Origin of the sequence: Streptomyces liangshanensis, from assembly GCF_011694815.1 — a bacterium.
Lineage (GTDB): Bacteria > Actinomycetota > Actinomycetes > Streptomycetales > Streptomycetaceae > Streptomyces > Streptomyces liangshanensis.
This window is the reverse complement of the sequence record NZ_CP050177.1, coordinates 6,842,480-6,860,741: the sequence shown is the minus strand read 5'-3', so window position 1 is coordinate 6,860,741 and position 18,262 is coordinate 6,842,480. Positions and strand designations below refer to the sequence as shown.

The 18,262-nt window shown below is 74.0% G+C and carries 15 protein-coding genes; 8 read left to right on the top strand and 7 right to left on the bottom strand.

Features of this window, described 5'->3' with window-relative positions; all coding sequences use genetic code 11:
- Positions 1 to 45: 45 nt before the first annotated feature.
- From HA039_RS29830 to HA039_RS29820, 3 genes are all read right to left on the bottom strand, one after another.
- Complete coding sequence (locus HA039_RS29830) at positions 46 to 810, bottom strand: GntR family transcriptional regulator (protein ID WP_167034542.1); 765 nt, start codon at positions 808 to 810, stop codon at positions 46 to 48.
- 273 nt (positions 811 to 1,083) lie between these two features.
- Complete coding sequence (gene sigJ / locus HA039_RS29825; RefSeq protein WP_425086428.1) at positions 1,084 to 1,956, bottom strand: RNA polymerase sigma factor SigJ; 873 nt, start codon at positions 1,954 to 1,956, stop codon at positions 1,084 to 1,086.
- 111 nt (positions 1,957 to 2,067) lie between these two features.
- Complete coding sequence (locus tag HA039_RS29820) at positions 2,068 to 2,826, bottom strand: DeoR/GlpR family DNA-binding transcription regulator (protein ID WP_167034540.1); 759 nt, start codon at positions 2,824 to 2,826, stop codon at positions 2,068 to 2,070.
- Positions 2,827 to 2,898: 72 nt separating this feature from the next.
- On the opposite strand from HA039_RS29820, the gene HA039_RS29815 reads away from it, so the two are divergent.
- From HA039_RS29815 to HA039_RS29795, 5 genes are all read left to right on the top strand, one after another.
- Positions 2,899 to 4,194, top strand: a complete 1,296-nt coding sequence (locus HA039_RS29815; protein ID WP_167034538.1) for an MFS transporter — start codon at positions 2,899 to 2,901, stop codon at positions 4,192 to 4,194.
- A gap of 123 nt (positions 4,195 to 4,317) precedes the next feature.
- Complete coding sequence (locus HA039_RS29810; protein WP_167034536.1) at positions 4,318 to 5,931, top strand: alkaline phosphatase D family protein; 1,614 nt, start codon at positions 4,318 to 4,320, stop codon at positions 5,929 to 5,931.
- 90 nt (positions 5,932 to 6,021) lie between these two features.
- Positions 6,022 to 7,407 (top strand): SWIM zinc finger family protein, encoded by a 1,386-nt coding sequence (locus HA039_RS29805; protein WP_167034534.1) that lies wholly within the window; start codon positions 6,022 to 6,024, stop codon positions 7,405 to 7,407.
- A complete protein-coding gene (locus HA039_RS29800) occupies positions 7,404 to 10,076 on the top strand; it encodes a DUF7824 domain-containing protein (RefSeq protein ID WP_167034532.1) in 2,673 nt (890 codons plus the stop codon). The genes HA039_RS29805 and HA039_RS29800 overlap by 4 nt, the downstream gene beginning before the upstream one ends.
- A 118-nt stretch (positions 10,077 to 10,194) precedes the next feature.
- Positions 10,195 to 11,598, top strand: coding sequence for a GNAT family N-acetyltransferase (locus tag HA039_RS29795; protein WP_167034530.1), 1,404 nt, complete (start codon positions 10,195 to 10,197; stop codon positions 11,596 to 11,598).
- Positions 11,599 to 11,729: 131 nt separating this feature from the next.
- Here HA039_RS29795 and HA039_RS29790 read toward each other — a convergent pair whose 3' ends face one another.
- The 3 genes from HA039_RS29790 to HA039_RS29780 are packed head-to-tail and all read right to left on the bottom strand — an operon-like array spanning position 11,730 to position 13,634.
- Positions 11,730 to 12,149, bottom strand: a complete 420-nt coding sequence (locus HA039_RS29790) for an arsenate reductase ArsC (RefSeq protein ID WP_167034528.1) — start codon at positions 12,147 to 12,149, stop codon at positions 11,730 to 11,732.
- Entirely contained in the window at positions 12,142 to 13,257 is a 1,116-nt protein-coding gene (gene arsB / locus HA039_RS29785) for an ACR3 family arsenite efflux transporter (protein WP_167034526.1), read from the bottom strand. Before arsB ends, HA039_RS29790 begins: the two co-directional genes overlap by 8 nt.
- Positions 13,254 to 13,634 carry an ArsR/SmtB family transcription factor gene (locus HA039_RS29780; RefSeq protein ID WP_167034524.1) on the bottom strand — a complete coding sequence of 127 codons (381 nt, stop codon included), beginning with the start codon at positions 13,632 to 13,634 and terminating at the stop codon, positions 13,254 to 13,256. Before HA039_RS29780 ends, arsB begins: the two co-directional genes overlap by 4 nt.
- 104 nt (positions 13,635 to 13,738) lie before the next feature.
- Between HA039_RS29780 and arsM the strand changes: the two genes are divergently transcribed.
- The 3 genes from arsM to HA039_RS29765 all read left to right on the top strand — a co-directional run bounded on the left by arsM (position 13,739) and on the right by HA039_RS29765 (position 17,274).
- Positions 13,739 to 14,506 (top strand): arsenite methyltransferase, encoded by a 768-nt coding sequence (gene arsM / locus HA039_RS29775; RefSeq protein ID WP_167034522.1) that lies wholly within the window; start codon positions 13,739 to 13,741, stop codon positions 14,504 to 14,506.
- Between the two features lie 47 nt (positions 14,507 to 14,553).
- Complete coding sequence (locus tag HA039_RS29770; protein ID WP_167034520.1) at positions 14,554 to 16,236, top strand: DUF885 domain-containing protein; 1,683 nt, start codon at positions 14,554 to 14,556, stop codon at positions 16,234 to 16,236.
- Between the two features lie 150 nt (positions 16,237 to 16,386).
- Positions 16,387 to 17,274 carry an ATP-grasp domain-containing protein gene (locus HA039_RS29765; RefSeq protein ID WP_167034517.1) on the top strand — a complete coding sequence of 296 codons (888 nt, stop codon included), beginning with the start codon at positions 16,387 to 16,389 and terminating at the stop codon, positions 17,272 to 17,274.
- Positions 17,275 to 17,319: 45 nt separating this feature from the next.
- On the opposite strand, the gene HA039_RS29760 is transcribed toward HA039_RS29765, so the two are convergent.
- Entirely contained in the window at positions 17,320 to 18,174 is an 855-nt protein-coding gene (locus HA039_RS29760; protein WP_167034515.1) for an SDR family oxidoreductase, read from the bottom strand.
- Positions 18,175 to 18,262 lie beyond the last annotated feature (88 nt).

Below are 18,262 nucleotides of genomic sequence, written 5' to 3'. Positions count from 1 at the left end.
GTGCGCTTGCGTGCGGTGCGGTACGGGGGTCCCGTGCCGCGTCCGTCAGGACGCGCGGCGTTCCTCCGGGTGGTCGCTGATCTCCAGGTCGCCGGAGTCCCCGAAGGTCAGCCGGCAGGTGTCAGCGCGGTACGTGGCGACCGAGACGGCCGCCGGCCGGCCCTCCACGATGTAACGCGTGGTGACGACGAGCACGGGAGCGCCGGGCAGCCGGTCCAGCTCCTTGGCGTCGTCGGCGCGCGCCGATCCCAGCTCCACCGCGCGGTCCTGCGAGTCGAGCGCCAGGCGCTGGAGCTCGCGCAGCACGGCCCGGGCGCGGACAGGTCCCGACGCGCCGGCGATGGCCGACAGCTCGGGCACCGACGAGGCAGGTACGTAGAGCAGTTCGGCGGCGACGGACTGGCCGTGCGTCACCCGGACGCGCCGGACGACGTGCACCTCGTCGTCGGTGGCGCACTCCAGCAGTTTCGCCACCGGCGCGGGCGCGGCGGCGACCGCGCAGTCGATGAGCTGCCAGGCGTCCTTCGCGGCGCCCGGCCATTCGTGCTGGGTCGTGGAGACGTCCACGCCCACCCGCGGGGGTGCGACGGTCGTCCCGACGCCCCGGCGGCGCTGGAGCCTGCCTTCCAGCTCCAGCTGTTCGAGCGCCTGCCTCAGCGTCGCGCGCGCCACCCCGAACCGGGCGGCGAGATCGCGCTCGTTGGGCAGGATCTCCCCCACCGCGAAGTCCGAGTCGAGCGCTTCGCCGAGCACAGTCTTCAGGTGCCAGTACTTAGGCTCCGGCACTGTTTCCAGCTGCGTGGTCCCCACCCTGATCCTCCGCAATCGCCGTGTCCCCGGCGGTTTTCCGTGCCCTTGTTTATTAAAGGTTCCTGCACTAACTATTGACCATAGGACGACTGAATCGGTTGGTCAAGACCAATCCTGCGCCGTGACTCTGCGAAACCGAAATCTACCGCAGGGTGTTCACACGACGTTCGTGCGCTGGTGAGGCGCCCGCAGCACTCGGCCCCGCGTCCATGGCGGAAGCGGGGCCGGTCGTCGTCGTGCCGTCCACAGGGGCAACCCGGAGGGTCGCCCGGCTTATTCCTTGATCACCCCGGAGAGTTTGTCGGGGTTCCGCACGATGTAGACACACGCGATCGCGCCGTCGGCCACCTCCAACTGGAGGACGAGATCGAGCTTTCCGCCGGTACGGGCCAGCAGGGCCGGCGCCCCGTTGATCTCCATGACGCTGAATTCGTACAGTCCGGCGTCGCCCGAGACGGCGGACAGGAATCGGCCAACCTTGTCCGCGCCCTCCATGATCCGCAGCGGCGCCTTCGCCTTCCCGCCGCTGTCACCGATCAGCCTGACGTCCGGGGCGAGCAGCCGGAGCAGGGCCTCCAGGTCGCCGCCGCCTGCCGCGGCGAGGAACTGCTCGGTGAGGGCCCGGCGCTCGGTCTCGTCCACGTCGTACCGGGGCCTGCGCTCGTCCACATGGCGCCGCGCCCGCGCGCCGAGCTGGCGGACCGCCGCCTCGCCCCGGTCGAGCACGGTGGCGATCTCGGCGTACGGGAAGCCGAACGCCTCCCTCAGGACGAACACCGCGCGCTCCAGCGGTGAGAGGGATTCGAGGACGACCAGCACGGCGAACGACACCGATTCGGCCAGCATCGCGCGCTCGGCGGAATCGGGCACGGCCGAGCGGAGGTCGGTGGCGACCGGCTCCGGCAGCCAGGGGCCGACGTAGGCCTCCTTGCGCACGTGCGCCTGGCGCAGCCGGTCGATCGCGAGGCGGGTGGTGATCCGTACGAGATAGGCACGCGGCTCGCGGACCTCGGGGCGTTCCTCGGCGGTCCAGCGCAGCCAGGCGTCCTGGACGACGTCCTCGGCGTCGGCGATCCGCCCCAGCATCCGGTAGGCCACCCCCGTCAACAGGGAGCGGTGGGCTTCGAATTGGTCGGTGCTCGTCATGTCGGTTGCCACGCTTCCCATCCCAGCCGACCGCCCGGCACCTGTCCAGGCGACTCTCCCGGGGACGGGGGCGGAGGCGGGGGCGGGCGTCCGGCGGGGCGGGCGGGCGCCTCAGACCCTGCGTACGGTGACGCCCGCGGCGGTCAGGGCGTCCGTCTCGTCGTCGGGGGCGGCGTGGTCGGTCACGACCACGTGCAGCGCGGTGGCCGGGGCGACGAGGGCGAGGGCGGTACGGGAGAACTTGGCCGCGTCGGCGACCGCGACGACCCTGCGCGACGAGGCGACGACCGCGCGCTTGACCGCCGCGTCGTCCAGGTCGTACGCGGTCAGGCCGTCGGCGGCGGTCAACCCGCAGCAGCCGAGCACGGCGGTGTCGAAGCGCAGGGCGGCCAGGGACGCCAGGGTGAGCGGGCCGGTCAGCGCCAGTTCACCGGGGCGCGGCCGGCCGCCGGGCAGCAGCAGGGTCAGTTCGGGCGCGTCCGTGAGCGCGTTGGCCGCGTGCAGGGAGAGCGGCACGACGGTCAGGCGTCGGCCGTGCAGGGCGCGGGCCACTTCCAGGCAGGTGGTACCGCTGTCCACGACCACCGACTCGCCGTCCGCGATCAGCCCGGCCACCTCGGCCGCGATGCGCGCCTTGGCCTCCTGGCCGTCCTGCGCCCGCAACGCGAACGGAGGTTCCTCGCCGCGCAGCAGCAGACTCCGCGCGCCGCCGCGGTAGCGCTCCAGGACGCCCTGCTCGGCCAGGACCTCCAGGTCGCGGCGGATGGTCATCTCGGAGGCGCCGGTGAGCCCGGCCAGTTCCGCCACGCTCGACCGGCCCGTCTCGCGTACGGCCTCGGTGATCCTTCTCAGTCGCTCCACACTCGTCACGCATGAATCAAACACCGATCATGTTCGAAGAGCAAGTTTACGAACAGATAGGATGTTCGGTATGTTCGCGGCATGGAGAGATCACTGCGGGCCGGCCGGCTGGCCACCTTCGCGTACTTCGTCCTCGCCGGCTTCGTCATGGGCATGTGGATCGTCCACATCCCGGTGATCGAGCACCGCACCGGCATCAGTCACGCCGTGCTCGGCTGGCTCCTGTTGCTGCTGGGCGCGGGCGCCTTCGGGGGCATGCAGCTCGCGGGACCGCTGACCGACCGCTTCGGGGCCCGTACGGTCGTGCCGGCGAGCGCGGCGCTGTGCGCGGCCGCGCTGGTCCTGCCGGCCCTGGCGACCGACGTCTGGACACTGGGCGGGGCCCTGCTCGTGCTCGGCGTCGGCAACGGATGCCTGGACGTGAGCATGAACGCCCACGCGGTGCAGGTCGAGCGGGGCTACGGGCGGCCCGTCATGTCCGCCTTCCACGCCCTGTTCTCCATCGGTGGCGTGCTCGCGGCCCTGATCGGCGCGTTCACGCTCGGCCGGGGGTGGAGCGCGGCCGCCACGACGGGGGGTACGGCGCTGTTCTGCCTCGTGGTCGCGGCGGTGGCCGCCGGGGCGCTGCTGCGGCCGGATCCCGCTTCGACGGCCGTGGTCGGGGCTTCGGCCCAGGAGGTGTCTGCCCAGGAGGTGTCTGCCGGGGAGGTGCCTGCCGGGGAGGTGTCCGCCGGGGACGCCCCGGCCCGGCGCGGGACGCCCTCGCGCATCTGGATCCTGGCCGTGCTCGCCTTCCTGCTGATGCTCAGCGAGGGCGTGGCCAACGACTGGAGCGTGCTCCATGTGAAGGACGTCCTGGGAGCGCCCGCGTCCACCGCCGCGCTCGCCTACGGCGCGTTCGCCACGGCCATGACCGTCGGCCGCCTGCTCGCCGACCGGGTGGCGGCGCGCGTGGGGGCGGCCGCCGTGCTGCGGTACGGCTCGGGGGTCGGCGCGGTCGGCCTGGCGCTGGCCGCGTTCGCGCCCAACGTCGCGGTGGCGCTGGTCGGTTGGGCCGTCGTCGGCGCCGGCCTGTCCGGTTGCGTCCCCCAGCTCTTCAGCGCGGCGGGGCACGCGGACCCGGACGCGGCCGGGGCCAACGTCTCGCGCGTGGCGGGCCTCGGCTACCTGGGGATGCTGGCCGGGCCCGCCGTGATCGGCCCGCTGACCCACGCGATCCCGCTGAACCTGACCTTCCTCCTCCCCGCGGCCTTCTGCGTCGCCGCCTGCCTGACCGCCCGAATCCTGGAACCCGGCCCCGCGACTTCGCCCGACTCCCAAGTCGCCCCTGACAGCGTGGAGAACAGGACCCCGGCCTCCCGGCCCACCGCCGGCTGATCCCGGCCGGACGGGCCACTCGTCGCCAACGGCCCGATGTTCACCCGGGGTTCGCGCGGCGGCCGCCGCCAGGCGTTAGGCATGGCACGGCAATCGGCACCCGTCTGCCCTGGAGGCGCATCGATGTCGTACCACCCGAACTCCCCCGAGCCCGCGGCCTCGCCCTCGCCCGGCCGTCGCGGCGTGCTGCGCGGCACACTCGCCGCGTCGGCCGCGCTGGCGCTGCCCACCGCCGGCCTGCTGGCGGGCGCGGCGCCCGCGCAGGCGCGGTCCGGGCGGCCCCGCGCGGCCTGGGGCGTACAGATGGGCGATGTCACGTCGTCGTCGGGCCTCGCGTGGGTCCGGTCCGACCGGCCGGCCAGGATGATCGTGGAGACCTCCGCCACCGAGTCGTTCCGGCGCGCCCGCACCTGGCACGGTCCGCTCCTCGGCCCCGGCTCCGACTTCACCGGTACGGTCCCGCTGCGCGGGCTGCCGGCCGGTGAGCAGGTGCACTACCGGGTGACGCTGGCCGACCCGGACGACTACCGCCGTACCGGCGAGCCCGTGTACGGGACGTTCCGTACCGCGCCCGCGAAGCGCCGGCAGGGCGTGCGGTTCCTCTGGTCGGGCGACATCGCCGGGCAGGGCTGGGGCATCAACCCGGACATCGGCGGCTATCGCGCGTACGACGAGATGCGGCGCCTCGACCCCGACTTCTTCCTGTGCAGCGGCGACACGATCTACGCCGACGGCCCGCTGGAGTCCCGGGTGACGCTGCCGGACGGCCGGATCTGGCGGAACGTCACCACCGAGGAGAAGTCGAAGGTCGCGGAGACCCTCGACGAGTACCGGGGCAACTTCCGCTACAACCTGCTGGACGACAACGTACGGCGCTTCAACTCGCAGGTGCCGTCGATCGTCCAGTGGGACGACCACGAGGTGCGCAACAACTGGTACCCCGGCCAGATCCTGGACGACGTCCGCTACACGGAGAAGAACGTCGACCTGCTGGCGGCCCGTTCGGCGCGGGCGTTCCGCGAGTACTTCCCGGTGTCGACGCTCCACGAGCGGGGGGCCGACCGCCGGGTCCACCGGGTGATCAGCCACGGCCCGCTGCTGGACGTGTTCGTGCTGGACATGCGGTCGTTCCGCAACACCAACTCCCCCGACCGGCAGGCCGACGACACCACCGGCATCCTCGGCGCCGAGCAGTTGGCCTGGCTCAAGCGGGAGTTGGCGCGTTCGCGCGCCGAGTGGAAGGTGATCGCCGCCGACATGCCGCTCGGGCTGGTCGTCCCGGACGGCGCGACGAACTTCGAGGCCGTCGCCCAGGGCGATCCGGGCGCTCCGCTGGGCCGTGAGCTCCAGATCGCGGAGCTGCTGCGGTACATCAAGCACCGCCGGATCACGGGCACGCTGTGGCTGACGGCGGACGTCCACTACACGTCGGCGCAGCACTACGCGCCGGAGCGCGCCGCGTTCAAGGACTTCGCGCCGTTCTGGGAGTTCGTCTCCGGACCGCTGGCGGCGGGCGGTTTCCAGGCCAACGCGCTCGACGGTACGTTCGGGCCCGACCGGGTCTTCGTGCGGGCGCCCGACCGGGCGAACGTGTCGCCGATGGAGTCCCCGCAGTACTTCGGCGAGGTCGACATCGACGGGGGCAGCGGTGAGCTGACGGTGCGTCTGCGGGCGGAGGGGGGCACGGTCCTGTTCAGCAAGGTGCTCCAGCCGGGGAGGGTCGGACAGGAGCGGTAGGCGGGGCGGCCGCTCCGGGGCCGGCCTCCGCGTCGCCCCCCGAGCCGGCGTCCGGGGCGATTGTCAGTGCCGGGTCCTAACGTCGTTCCCATGACGCGATCCACGCAGGCGCTCGCCTACTCCCGTCCGTCCGCCCTGGCCACGACCCCGGGCGGGCGGCTGCTCGGCCTGGAGACCTCGGGCGGGGTGACGCCGCTCGGGGCCGAGGACCGTCCGGGCTTCTTCTCCGGGCTCCTGACGTCGCCCCGGGCCGCCGCGCGCGGGCTGCTGGCGGTGGCGGACGTGGCGGGGGCGCGGTATCACCGGCCCGTCCCCGGCTCGTCGCTGGACCCGGTGGTGACGGGGAACGGGGACCGGCTGCGCTTCGAGTCGTTCTCCGGCTGCTGCGGGGTGTACGCCCGCCTGGACGTGCTGCGGGAGGGCCTCGACGGGGCGGACACCGGGCACGGCACGACCAATGTGGACGTCAACAATCCGCTGCGGGAGGCCCTGTCCCGGATGACCGGTGACGATCCGCTGCACCTGCGGGTGGGTCCCGACGCGATGACGGTCACCACGCTCGAAGGGCCGCTGGTCGAGAAGAAGGTGCCGCTGCCGGACCGCTGGCTGCGCGGTTTCGCCGAGGCCCAGGTGATCTCGGCGGGGTTCGACCTCAGGGCCGAGCTGCCCGCCGCGGAGGCGGTGCGTTTCCTGCGGACCCTGCCGCGCGGTTCCGGCGCCGCGTCGCGCGGCGCGCTGTGGGTGGTGCCGGCCGGGAGGACGTTGCGGCCGACGACCCGGCCCGTGCGGGGCGCGGTGTGCCTGCCGGGGCCCGAGCGGCTGGCGGCGCTGCAACGGGTGCTGCGGGACGCGACGGCGCTGCGGGTGTACGGGCCGGCGGCGGACGGCGTGGCCGTGTCGAGCGCCTGGGAGGTGGTGCTGCCGGGCATGCGGCTGACGCTCACGCTGTCGCCGGACGCGGCGCGCGGGTTCTCCGGCGAGGGCGGGGTGCTGGAGGCGCTGGCGACGGAGGAGGCTGCCAGGGACGCCGAGTTGGTGTCCGTCCTGCTGGCGTGGGAGCCGCGGATCGACCCGGCCGGGCTGGCGGCGGAGGCGGGGCTGCCGGTCGAGCGGGTGCGGGCGGCGCTGGTGCGCCTCGGCACGGCGGGCCGCGTCGGCTACGACGTCGCGGAGGCGGCGTACTTCCACCGGGAGCTGCCGTACGACGCGTCCCGCGCCGAGCGGCACAACCCGCGGCTGGTCGCCGCCCGCGCCCTGCTCGACTCGGGCGCGGTGGTGCTGGCGGGCGATCTGGCGCGGGTGGCCTCCGGTGAACGGCATTACCAGGTACGGGAGTCGGGCGGGGCGCTCAGCTGCACCTGCCGGTGGTGGGCCGACCACCGGGGTGCGCGCGGGCCGTGCAAGCACGCGCTGGCCGTACGGATGGCGCGGCGCGACACGGTCCTGGCCACGCTGACCGGGGGCGGCCCCCGATGAGTGAGCTGCTGGACGCTGTACGGGCGGGCCGGGTCGAGGACGTCCCGGGGCTGCTCAAGCCGCTGACGGCGCGCGAGCGCGCGGCGGGGCTGCGGGAGTTGAAGGCGCTGCGCGCCGAGGTGCGGGACCGGCCGTGGACGCGGTGGCAGGAGCGGCGGCGCCTGCGGGACGCGCTGTTGGTGGCCGGGGCGGGGTGTCAGCGGGGCGCGGCGTCGGCGGTCGCCTGGCTGGGGGCGGCGGATCTGCGCGGGGGTGACGGGTTGCCGGACGCCCTGCTGGCCGAGGTCCTGTCGTACCAGGATCCGGCCTGGCTCGCCGAGGTCGCGCACCGGCTGGCGGGCCGGGCGTCGACGGCGCAGGAGGACTATCCGCTGGTCGCCGCGCTGGTGCGGCTCGCGGGGTGCCCGATGCCGGTCACGGACGCGCTGACGCGGGGGTGGGTGGACGCGATCGCGATGTCGGGGAGCACCACTCCCCTCGCCTCGGGACTGCGGGCGGATCCACAGGCGCGGGAGATGGTGTTCGGGCTCTTCGAGGTCGCGGAGCTGCCCTTCGTGGTCGGGTGGCATCCCGACCCCGGCGAGGCGGGTGACTGGCCCGGGGTGCTGGCCGCCCTGGCCGGGGAAGGGGTGTTGGAGCGGGACACGCTGGTGGCCGCCTGCCTCGCGCGGCTGTTGCGCGGCGGACGCACCCGGGACCTGCCGTTCTTCCTGAAGCTCCTGCGGCGGCTGGAGTTGACCGGGGAGGAGGAGCGCGCCCATGTCGCCGACTGGATCGGGATGGTGTCGGACGGCGCGTCGACGGTGGCCGCCCTGGCCCAGGAGGTGCTGGCCCGGCTCGCCCAGTCCGGGGCCCTCCCGGCGGCCGCCCTCGCCGACATGTCGGGGTCGGCGCTGTTCCGCCCGGAGAAGAAGCTCGTCAAGGCGCAGCTCGTGCTGCTGGGGAAGGTCCTGCGGAGCGACCCGGCCGCGGCGGGCGTCCTGCTGCCGGTGGTCGGGGAGGCGTTCGGGCACGAGGACACCGACGTGCAGGACCGGGCGCTCAAGCTCGTGGCCCGTCATCTGCCGGCCGTGGACGGGGACGTCCGGTCCGCGCTGGCCGCGGCGGCCGCCGGGCTGAGTCCGGTGCACCGGGCGCGGGCGGCCGGGGTGTTCGGCGGGCAGGCGGTGCCCGTCGCCGACGCCGGTCCGTACGAGGAGATCCTGCCACCCGTGCCGCGCCCGGTCCTGGTGGCGCCCGCCGCGGCGTCCCTCGCCGAGCTGGTCGAGGAGATGGCCGCGTTCGCCCGCGCGGGCGCGGAGCCGGGGGCGTACGACCCGGCCGGGATGATCGCCTTCGAGCGGCTCCTGGACGGTCTCGTCCGGCACGCCCACACGGACCGCGCCGGGCTGGCCGACGCCCTGCGGGACCCGCTGGCCGACCGCTGGTGGCGGAAGTACGACGGCCCCGGTGACCTCGACTTCCGGGCCGGCCCTCTGCCCGGTGTGGACCGGGTGGCCGCGGCGGTGCTCGAACAGCTGTCGGTACGGGCCCTGTGGGACGCGAACGCGCGCCCGGCCCGGTCGGCGTGCTGTGCCGAAACCGAGCTGGACGGTGTGGTGGAGGCCCGGCTGAGGGAGATCGCGTACCTGGTCAGGACCAGGTCGCTGCCCTTCCTGCTCGCCACCCCGACCTGGTCGACGGGGACGGTGGATCCCGACGCCCTGGTGGAGCGGCTGCGCACGTACCAGCGCCTCTGCGCCGCCCCCGCCCCGGTGGACTTCGCCCAGGCGCTGGTCCGGGTCCGGCGCGAGGGGACCGACCCCGCGACGATCCGCGCGGCGGCGGCGCTCGGCACGACGGAAGGCGACCGGCTCGCCGCGTGGCTGGCCGGGAAGACACCGGCGCCCGGGCTGAAACGGGCGGACGAGCCGGCGGACGGGGAGCGGTCCGAGGGCGCGTACGGGTGGTCGAGGAGCGTACCGGGACGCCTCCTGGTCGGCACACGGCAGCGGCTGGTGGTACGGCGGGACTTCCCCCCGGCCTTCCAGTGGCTGGGCAGGGCGTCCGCCCCGTCGCGTACCTGCCACCACTGGAGCACGGGCGTGACGCACTGGCCGGGGGTGCTGCCCGAGGACCGCGAGACCCTCGCCGCCTGGCTGCTGCCCGGCATGGCGGCGGGCGTCGAGGGGGACAAACGGGCCGGGACGTGGTGGCTCCCCGTCGTCGCGGAGGCGGGCGGCCCCGCCGGGCCCGCGGTGCGCCTGGGGATCGCCTACGGGCTGGCCGCCCGGCATCCGCGCGACCGCCTGTCGGCCGTGGACGCGCTGCTCGTGCTGGCGGCCCGGGGGCAGCTCGACGGGCCGCAACTGGGCCTGGATATGGCGATGCTGGCGATATCGGGTACGGTCAAGCTCAACCGTGTGGCCGACTCGGCGCGTACCGCCGCCGCCACCGGTGCGTACAGGACAGTGTGGTCCGTGCTCGGCGCGGCCCTGTCCGGCCTCCTGACCGACACCTCACGTCCCGGGCTCGGGGACCTGCTCTCCGTGGCCGCCGAGTGCGTGGAAAGCGGTGCCGTGATCGGTGAGGACCCGGTGACACCGGCGCTGGCGGCGGTCGCCGAGCGGGGTGGATCGTCCCGGCTGACGGCGCAGGCGGCGCGGCTGCTGACCGCTTTGCGTCAGTGAATCGAGCACTCCTGGCCAAAATTGGCCAAAGATAGTCCAAAAGGGAACAGATCCATCCTTAACCCATCAGTCACAAACCGTTCGTGATCACGCAACACCATTCGTCCAGAGTGAGGCCATGACCCATGTGACTTCCGCCAAGAGCGTCCGCCGCCCGCACCACTGGCGACGGGACCTGGTCGAGCTGGCCGCCCTGTTCACGGCCGTGGCCGTCGCCGACGCCGTGGCCAACACGATCGCGCACGGACCGGGCGGCGCGTCCGTCCTGGTCGTCTCGGCGGTCGTCCTGATCGCCACGGCCACCTTCCACACCTGGTGGGCACGCAAGCACAGCCACGCACCCCCCGAGGCGGACACCGGCACGGAGGCGGCCGCCGCGGTGGCCGACTTCGGCGTGCCGGCCGAGACGGTGCTCTGGCGCATGCGGACCACCGTCCGGGACGAGCCGGGCAGCCTGGCCGCGCTGTGCGTCGCGTTCGCGACGCGGCGCGTGGACATCCTCACCCTCCAGACGCATCCACTCTCGGAGGGGACGGTGGACGAGTTCCTGCTGCGCGCCCCCGCCACGCTCCAGGCGAGGGACCTCACGCGTGAGGTCGCCGCCGCGGGCGGCAGCGGCACGTGGATCGAGCGCGCCGACGCGCACGATCTCGTGGACACCCCGACCCGGGTGCTCGGCCTCGCCACCCGTACGGCCCTGGACTCGGCGGAACTACCGCTGGCGCTGCGCCAGTTGCTGGGCCGCTGCACGATCCACTCCCGGCCGGCCGAATCGGCCGACGGGCACCGGGGCCGGGCGGGCGCCCCCGTCGAGGGCGCGCTCGACGAGACGTCGATGGTGCTGCGCGACCCGAGCGGCGGGTCCATCACGGTCGAGCGGCCGTACCTGCCGTTCACGCCGACCGAGTTCGCGCGGGCCCGCGCCCTGGTCGAGCTGGACGCCCGGCTGGGTCCGCGCATGCCCGCGGGCCACGACGTCCTCACCCTCCCCGAGGGCGAGGAGATCACGGTCAGGCGCGCCGACCAGGACGACCTGGAAGCCGCCCTCGCCATGCACGCCCGCTGCTCCGCCCGCACGCTCGGCCTGCGCTACCACGGCCCCCTGGGCGACGCCGACCGCTACCTGGACCACCTGCTCAGCCCGCGCTTCGGCCGCACGCTCGCGGTCGAGACCTCGTCGGGGAACGTGGTCGCTCTGGGACACCTGCTCTGGGACGGCGACGAGACGGAGGTCGCGCTGATCGTCGAGGACGCCTGGCAGCGGCGCGGCATCGGGGCCGAACTGCTGGCACGCCTGGCCGAGTTGGCGGCGGAGGCGCGCAGCGGCACGGTGTACGCCGTCACCCAGTCGTCCAACACGGCCATGGTCGCGGCGATGCGGAGCCTCGGCCTGCCGCTCGACTACCAGATCGAGGAAGGCACGCTGGTCATCACGGCCCGGCTGACCCCGAAGGCCGCCCCGCTCCCGCCGCACGGAGACCCGGGCCTGGTCGAACCGGACCACTCCGAACACCGCCCGTAGCACCGTGCTGCACTGAGCCATAGCCCCCGGACCGCCCGGACCGCCGACGGCCACGACGCGGTGGGCGGCGGTGAGGGCTGAACCCGACCCGTATCGCGGGGGCGCGGGGTGCGGGGCTCGGTGGCGCGTGATCAGGGTTGCCTGAGCGGCAGTTCGGCGAGCAGGCCGCGGATGCGGCGCTCGATCTCGTCGCGGATCGGGCGGACGGCCTCGATGCCCTGTCCGGCGGGGTCGTCGAGTTCCCAGTCGAGGTAGCGCTTGCCGGGGAAGACGGGGCAGGTGTCGCCGCAGCCCATGGTGATGACGACGTCGGACGCCCGCACGGCCTCCGTGGTGAGGACCTTCGGGGTCTCGGCGGACATGTCCACACCGACCTCCGCCATCGCGGCGACGGCGGCGGGGTTCACGGCGTCGGCGGGGGCCGATCCGGCGGAGCGGACCTCCACCCGTCCTCGGGAGAGGTGGGTGAGGAAGGCGGCGGCCATCTGCGAGCGGCCCGCGTTGTGAACGCACACGAACAGCACCGACGGCTTCGGACGGGCGTCAGACACGGGCGGAACCTTCCGTCGGGACGGCCGGGTCGGCCGTCGCCGTGGGCTGGGGGAAGTAGCGGCGGGCGGCGAGCCCGACGTGGACGAGGCCGATGAGGACGGGGACCTCGACCAGGGGGCCGACGACCCCGGCGAGGGCCTGGCCCGAGGTGGCACCGAAGGTAGCGATGGCGACCGCGATGGCGAGTTCGAAGTTGTTGCCCGCCGCGGTGAACGCCAGCGTCGTGGCCTTCGGGTGGTCGAGGCCGACCGCCCGCCCGACGGCCAGGGACCCGGCCCACATCACCGCGAAGTAGACCAGCAGCGGCAGCGCGATCCGGGCGACGTCCAGCGGCGCGGAGGTGATGGCGTCGCCCTGGAGGGCGAACAGGACCACGATCGTGAACAGCAGCCCGTACAGGGCGAACGGCCCGATACGCGGGACGAACTCGGTCTCGTACCAGACGCGGCCCTTGGCCTTCTCGCCGAGGCGGCGGCTCAGGAACCCGGCGGCCAGGGGGATGCCGAGAAAGACGAGCACGCTGCGGGCGATCTCCCACACGGAGATGTCGAGGGCGGTCCGCGGAAGTCCGAGCAGGCCGGGCAGCACGTCCAGGTACAACCAGGCCAGTCCGGCGAACGCGACGACCTGGAAGACGGAGTTGAGAGCGACAAGGACGGCGGCGGCCTCGCGGTCGCCGCGGGCCAGGTCGTTCCAGATGACGACCATGGCGATGCAGCGGGCGAGCCCCACGATGATCAGACCGGTGCGGTACTCCGGCAGGTCCGGCAGGAGGAGCCACGCGAGCGCGAACATCAGCGCGGGGCCGACGACCCAGTTCAGCACCAGCGAGGGCACGAGCAGGCGCCGGTCGCGGGTGACGGCGCCCAGGCGGTCGTAGCGGACCTTCGCCAGCACCGGGTACATCATCACCAGCAGGCCGAGCGCGATCGGCGGCGAGACGCCGGTGACGGTGACCTTCGCGAGCGCGTCGCCCAACCCGGGCACGAGGCGGCCCAGTCCCAGGCCGAGGGCCATGGCGGCGAGAATCCACACGGTGAGGAACCGGTCCAGGAACGACAGCCGGGCCGCGACCGGGCCGGCCGCCCCGACAGCCGTACCGCTCATGCGGCGGGTGCGGCCGGGGCGCCCGGCCGGGTCAGGACGGCGGCGAGCCGGTCGGTCGTGTCGGGCAGCAGCCGGTAGTACACCCAGGTGCCCCGGCGCTCGGAGTCGATCAGCCCGGCCTGCTTCAGCAGCTTCAGATGGTGGGAGATCGTCGGCTGGGACAGGTCGAAGGCGGGGGTGAGGTCGCAGACACACACCTCCCCGCCCTCCCGCGAGGCGATCATCGCCAGCAGCCGCAGCCGCACCGGGTCACCCAGCGCCTTGAACACGAGGGCCAGTTCGGCCGCCGTCCCCTCGTCCAGCGGGGCGCTCAGCAGAGTGGGGCAACAGCCGTCGGCCGCGTCCTGGCCGAGCACCACAAGCTCTTGTTTCGACATCCTTCTATATTGACGTCCTTCGATCCAAGACGCAAGGTTGGATCGAAGAACGCGAATACAACCCGGTGAGGGCCCCGCCAGGCCCCGTCTTCGAGGAGTCCGCCATGACCGAGCAGTCCACCGACCTGCGCGAGACCGTCCGCCGGCGCTACGCCGCGGCCGCCCTCCAGGTCACCGCCGGTGGCAGCGCCTGCTGCGGACCGGCCGCCATCGAGATCGACGACACCTTCGGCTCCGCCCTCTACACCGGTACGGAGCGCGACGACCTGCCCGCCGAAGCCGTCGCCGCCTCACTGGGCTGCGGCAACCCCACCGCGGTCGCCGACCTCGGCGAAGGCGACCACGTTCTGGACCTCGGCTCCGGCGGCGGCATCGACGTCCTCCTCGCCGCCCGCCGGGTGGGCCCCACCGGCAAGGCGTACGGCCTGGACATGACCGAGGAGATGCTCGCCCTGGCCCTCGCCAACCAGAAGAGGGCCGGTGCCACGAACGTCGAGTTCCTCAAGGGCACCATCGAAGCCATCCCGCTGCCCGCGAACACGATCGACGTGGTGATCTCCAACTGCGTGATCAACCTGTCCACCGACAAGACGGCCGTCTTCGCCGAGACCTTCCGCGTCCTGGCCCCCGGCGGCCGGATCGGCATCTCCGACGTCGTCGCCGACGACGCCCTCACACCGGCCCAGCGGGCCGAACGCGGCGACCACGTCGGCTGCATCGCGGGAGCCCTCTCCTTCACCGAGTACCGGGCGGCCCTCGAAGCAGCCGGGTTCACGGACATCGAACTCACTCCCACCCATGCCGTCGCCGACGGCATGCACTCCGCGATCGTCAAGGCCACCAAGCCCCACACCGGGAACTCCGCCGCCTGAGTGGAATGTGACGTGACGGATGTGGTCGACTCCGCAAGGATGTCCGCATGTCAGACTCAGCAGGCAGCGCACTGCCCCGTCAGGTCGCCGACGCCTACGTCGACGAACTCATCGCACTCGACCCGATCACCGGCACCTATCTGGGGGTCGCGGAGAGTTCCCGCCGTCTCCCCGACTACTCCCCCGCCGGACAGCGAGCGCTCGCCGATCTCGCGCGCGCGACCCTCGCCCGGCTCGACGACGCCGAGCGGTCGCCCGGCGCCGACAGTGAGGCCGAGCGCCGCTGCGGGCGGCTGCTGCGCGAGCGTCTCACGGCCGAACTCGCCGTCCACGAGGCGCAGGAGGCGCTGCGCGCGGTCAGCAACATCCACTCGCCCGCGCACCAGGTCCGTGACATCTTCACGGTGACGCCGACCGCGACGGACGAGGACTGGGCGGCGGTCGCGGACCGGCTGCGCGCCGTGCCCGACGCGCTGGAGGGTTTCCGCGCCTCGCTGGCCCTCGGCCTGGAGCGCGGTCTGCCGGGCGGTCCGCGTCCCACCGCGACCTTCGTCGGCCAGTTGACCGACTGGGCGGGTGACGGGCGCGGCTGGTTCGACGAGTTCGCCTCCTCCGGCCCGGACTCCCTCCGCAAGGAGCTGGACGAGGCCGCCGCCCTGGCGACCGACGCGGTGGCGCGGCTGCGGGACTGGATGCGGGACGTGTACGCCCCCGCCGTCGCGGGCGCGCCCGACACCGTGGGCCGGGAGCGGTACGCCCGCTGGTCGCGCTACTTCAACGGGACGGACCTGGATCTCGACGAGGCGTACGCGTACGGCTGGTCCGAGTACCACCGGCTGCTCACCGAGATGAAGGCCGAGGCCGGGAAGATCCTCCCCGGCGCGAGCCCCTGGGAGGCGCTCGCCCACCTCGACGTGCACGGCACGCACATCGAGGGCGTCGAAGAGGTACGGGTCTGGCTCCAGGGCCTGATGGACGAGGCGATCGAGGCGCTGGACGGCACCCACTTCGAACTCGCCGAGCGGGTACGGAAGGTGGAGTCCCGGATCGCCCCGCCGGGCGGCGCAGCGGCCCCGTACTACACGGGCCCCTCCGAGGACTTCTCCCGGCCGGGCATCACCTGGCTGCCCACGATGGGCGAGACCCGCTTCCCGGTGTACGACCTGGTCTCGACCTGGTACCACGAGGGCGTGCCCGGTCACCACCTCCAGATCGCGCAGGCGACGCACGTGGCCGACCAGCTCTCCCGCTACCAGGCCTCGGTCGGCATGGTCAGCGCCAACGCCGAGGGATGGGCGCTGTACGCGGAACGCCTCATGGACGAGCTGGGTTTCCTGCCGGACGCGGAACGCCGGCTGGGCTACCTGGACGCGCAGATGATGCGCGCCTGCCGGGTGATCGTGGACATCGGCATGCACCTGGAGCTGGAGATCCCGGCGGAGTCGCCGTTCCACCCGGGTGAGCGCTGGACGCCGGAGCTGGCGCAGGAGTTCTTCGGCAACCACAGCGGCCGTCCGGCCGACTTCGTGGAGAGCGAGCTGACCCGCTACCTGTCGATGCCGGGCCAGGCGATCGGCTACAAGCTGGGCGAACGCGCCTGGCTGCTGGGCCGCGAGAACGCCCGCACGCGGCACGGCGACGCCTTCGACGCGAAGGCGTGGCACATGGCGGCCCTGTCCCAGGGACCGCTGGGCCTGGACGACCTGGTGGACGAGCTGTCCAAGCTCTGACCCGACCGGGAGTCGAGGTTCCGACCCGACCGGGCACGGAAGACCCGACCGGGTACGGAACACGACGGCGGGGCCGTGACCGACCGTACGGCCCCGCCGCCCCGGACCCGACGAAGCGCACCGCCCGCGTGCGCGCGTGTGGAGGACCTGATGACCGCCTCGTTCCTGTTCTGCGCGGATCCGCTGCGCGCGAGCCGGGTCGATCCGGCGTTCACCGCGGAGGCCGACCTGGCCGGGGCGTACGGGACGGCACGGGCCCTGCTCGACCATGACGCGCTGCTCGCCGGGGACCTGGCCGGCGCCCTGGCGCGCGTGGAGCGGGGCTCGGGGCCGTACTGGTACCGGGGCTGGATGATCCCGGCGCCGGTGTACGGGACACTGGAACGCGCGCTCGCCGAGCGGGGATGCGCCCTGCTGACGGGCGCCGCGGACTTCCGGCGCGGGCACGAACTGCCCGGATGGTACGAGGAGTTCGCGGCGCTCACGCCGCCCAGCCGGTGGCTGCCCCGGCCCCCGGGCGCGCCGCCGGCGCCGGACGAACTGGCCGCGCTCGCCGCTCCGCTGGGGCCCGGTCCCGGCATCGTGAAGGACTACGTCAAGTCCCGCAAGCACGAGTGGGACGAGGCGTGCTTCGTCCCCGAACTGGCCGACACCGGACGGCTGTCGGCCGTGGTGGAGCGCTTCTTCGCCCTCCAGGAGGGCTCGTTGGCCGGGGGCGTGGTGCTGCGTGCCTTCGAGCCGTTCGTGGCGGGCGGTGAGGCGCGGGTGTGGTGGGTGGACGGCGTACCGGTCCTGACCACCGCCCATCCGGACACCCCGGACCGGCTCCCCGCGCCGGAGACGGGCGCGGTGGGCGCGGCGGTCCGGGCGCTGGGCTCCCGGTTCGTCACGACGGACCTGGCGCTGCGGGAGGACGGGGTGTGGCGGGTGGTGGAGGTCGGTGACGGGCAGGTCAGCGGGCTGCCGGCGGGGGCCGACGCCACGGCGCTGTTCGCGGCGCTGGCGACGGCGGGCGAGGCCCGCGTACCGGCCGCCTGACAGGCGCGAGCACGGCGGCGGACCCGGTCCGGCGGCCGGGCCCGGTCAGCGGCGGATGCCGCCCTCCGAGTCGATGACCTGACCGGTGATCCAGCGCGCCTCGTCGGTGGCCAGCCAGGCGATCAGCCGGGCCGGGTCGTCGGGCATGCCCCACCGCCCGGCCGGGAACAGCGCCGCGATCTCGTCGTACGCCTCCCCCGTCAGGTAGCCGGTGTCGACCGGCCCCGGATTGACGGTGTTCACCGTCACCCCGAGGTCCGCGAGGGAGGTGGCGAGCGTGCGGGTGGCCGAGGCGAGCGCGCCCTTGGCGAGGCTGTAGGCGATCTCCTCCGGCATGCCGCCCCCGATGTCCTGGCCCGACGTCATCATGACGATCCGGCCGCCGCCCTGAGGTCCGGCGGGCAGCGCGGCACGCTGCCGCGCGTACGCCTGGACCAGCAGGACCACCGACCGGGTGTCCACCGCCCAGTGGGCGTCGAGCATCGCGGCGTCGATCGCGTCCAGGGGGCCGTCGGCGCCGCTCAGGGCGTGGTTGGCGACGAGGATGTCGAGCCGCCCGCCGAGCGCCTCGGCCGCCTCGGCGACCAGCGCGGCGGGCGCGTCCGGTTCGGCCAGGTCACCGGGCCCGTGCACGACCCGCGCGGCCGGATCCCCGCACGCCTCCCGCACCGAGTCGGCCACGGCGGCGGGCCCGTCGGGGTCGGCGCCCCAGGGCTGCGCGGCGTCGTGCGGCACGTGGTGGTGGAGGTAGACACCGGCCCCGTACGCGGCGAGCCGCCGGGCGACCGCGTGGCCGATGCCGCCCCGCCGGCTGGCCCCGGTGACCAGGGCGGTGCGCCCGCGCAGGGGCAGGGGGTCGCGGCGGAGGTCGTCGAGCGTGGGGGGAGGGAGAGCGGTCATGCCCCTCATGCTGTCCGCCCGCTCCCCACCGGGCCACCGGATTTCCGGCGCGCCGCCCGGCACTTCCCGGGTACGACGGTGGGGCGGC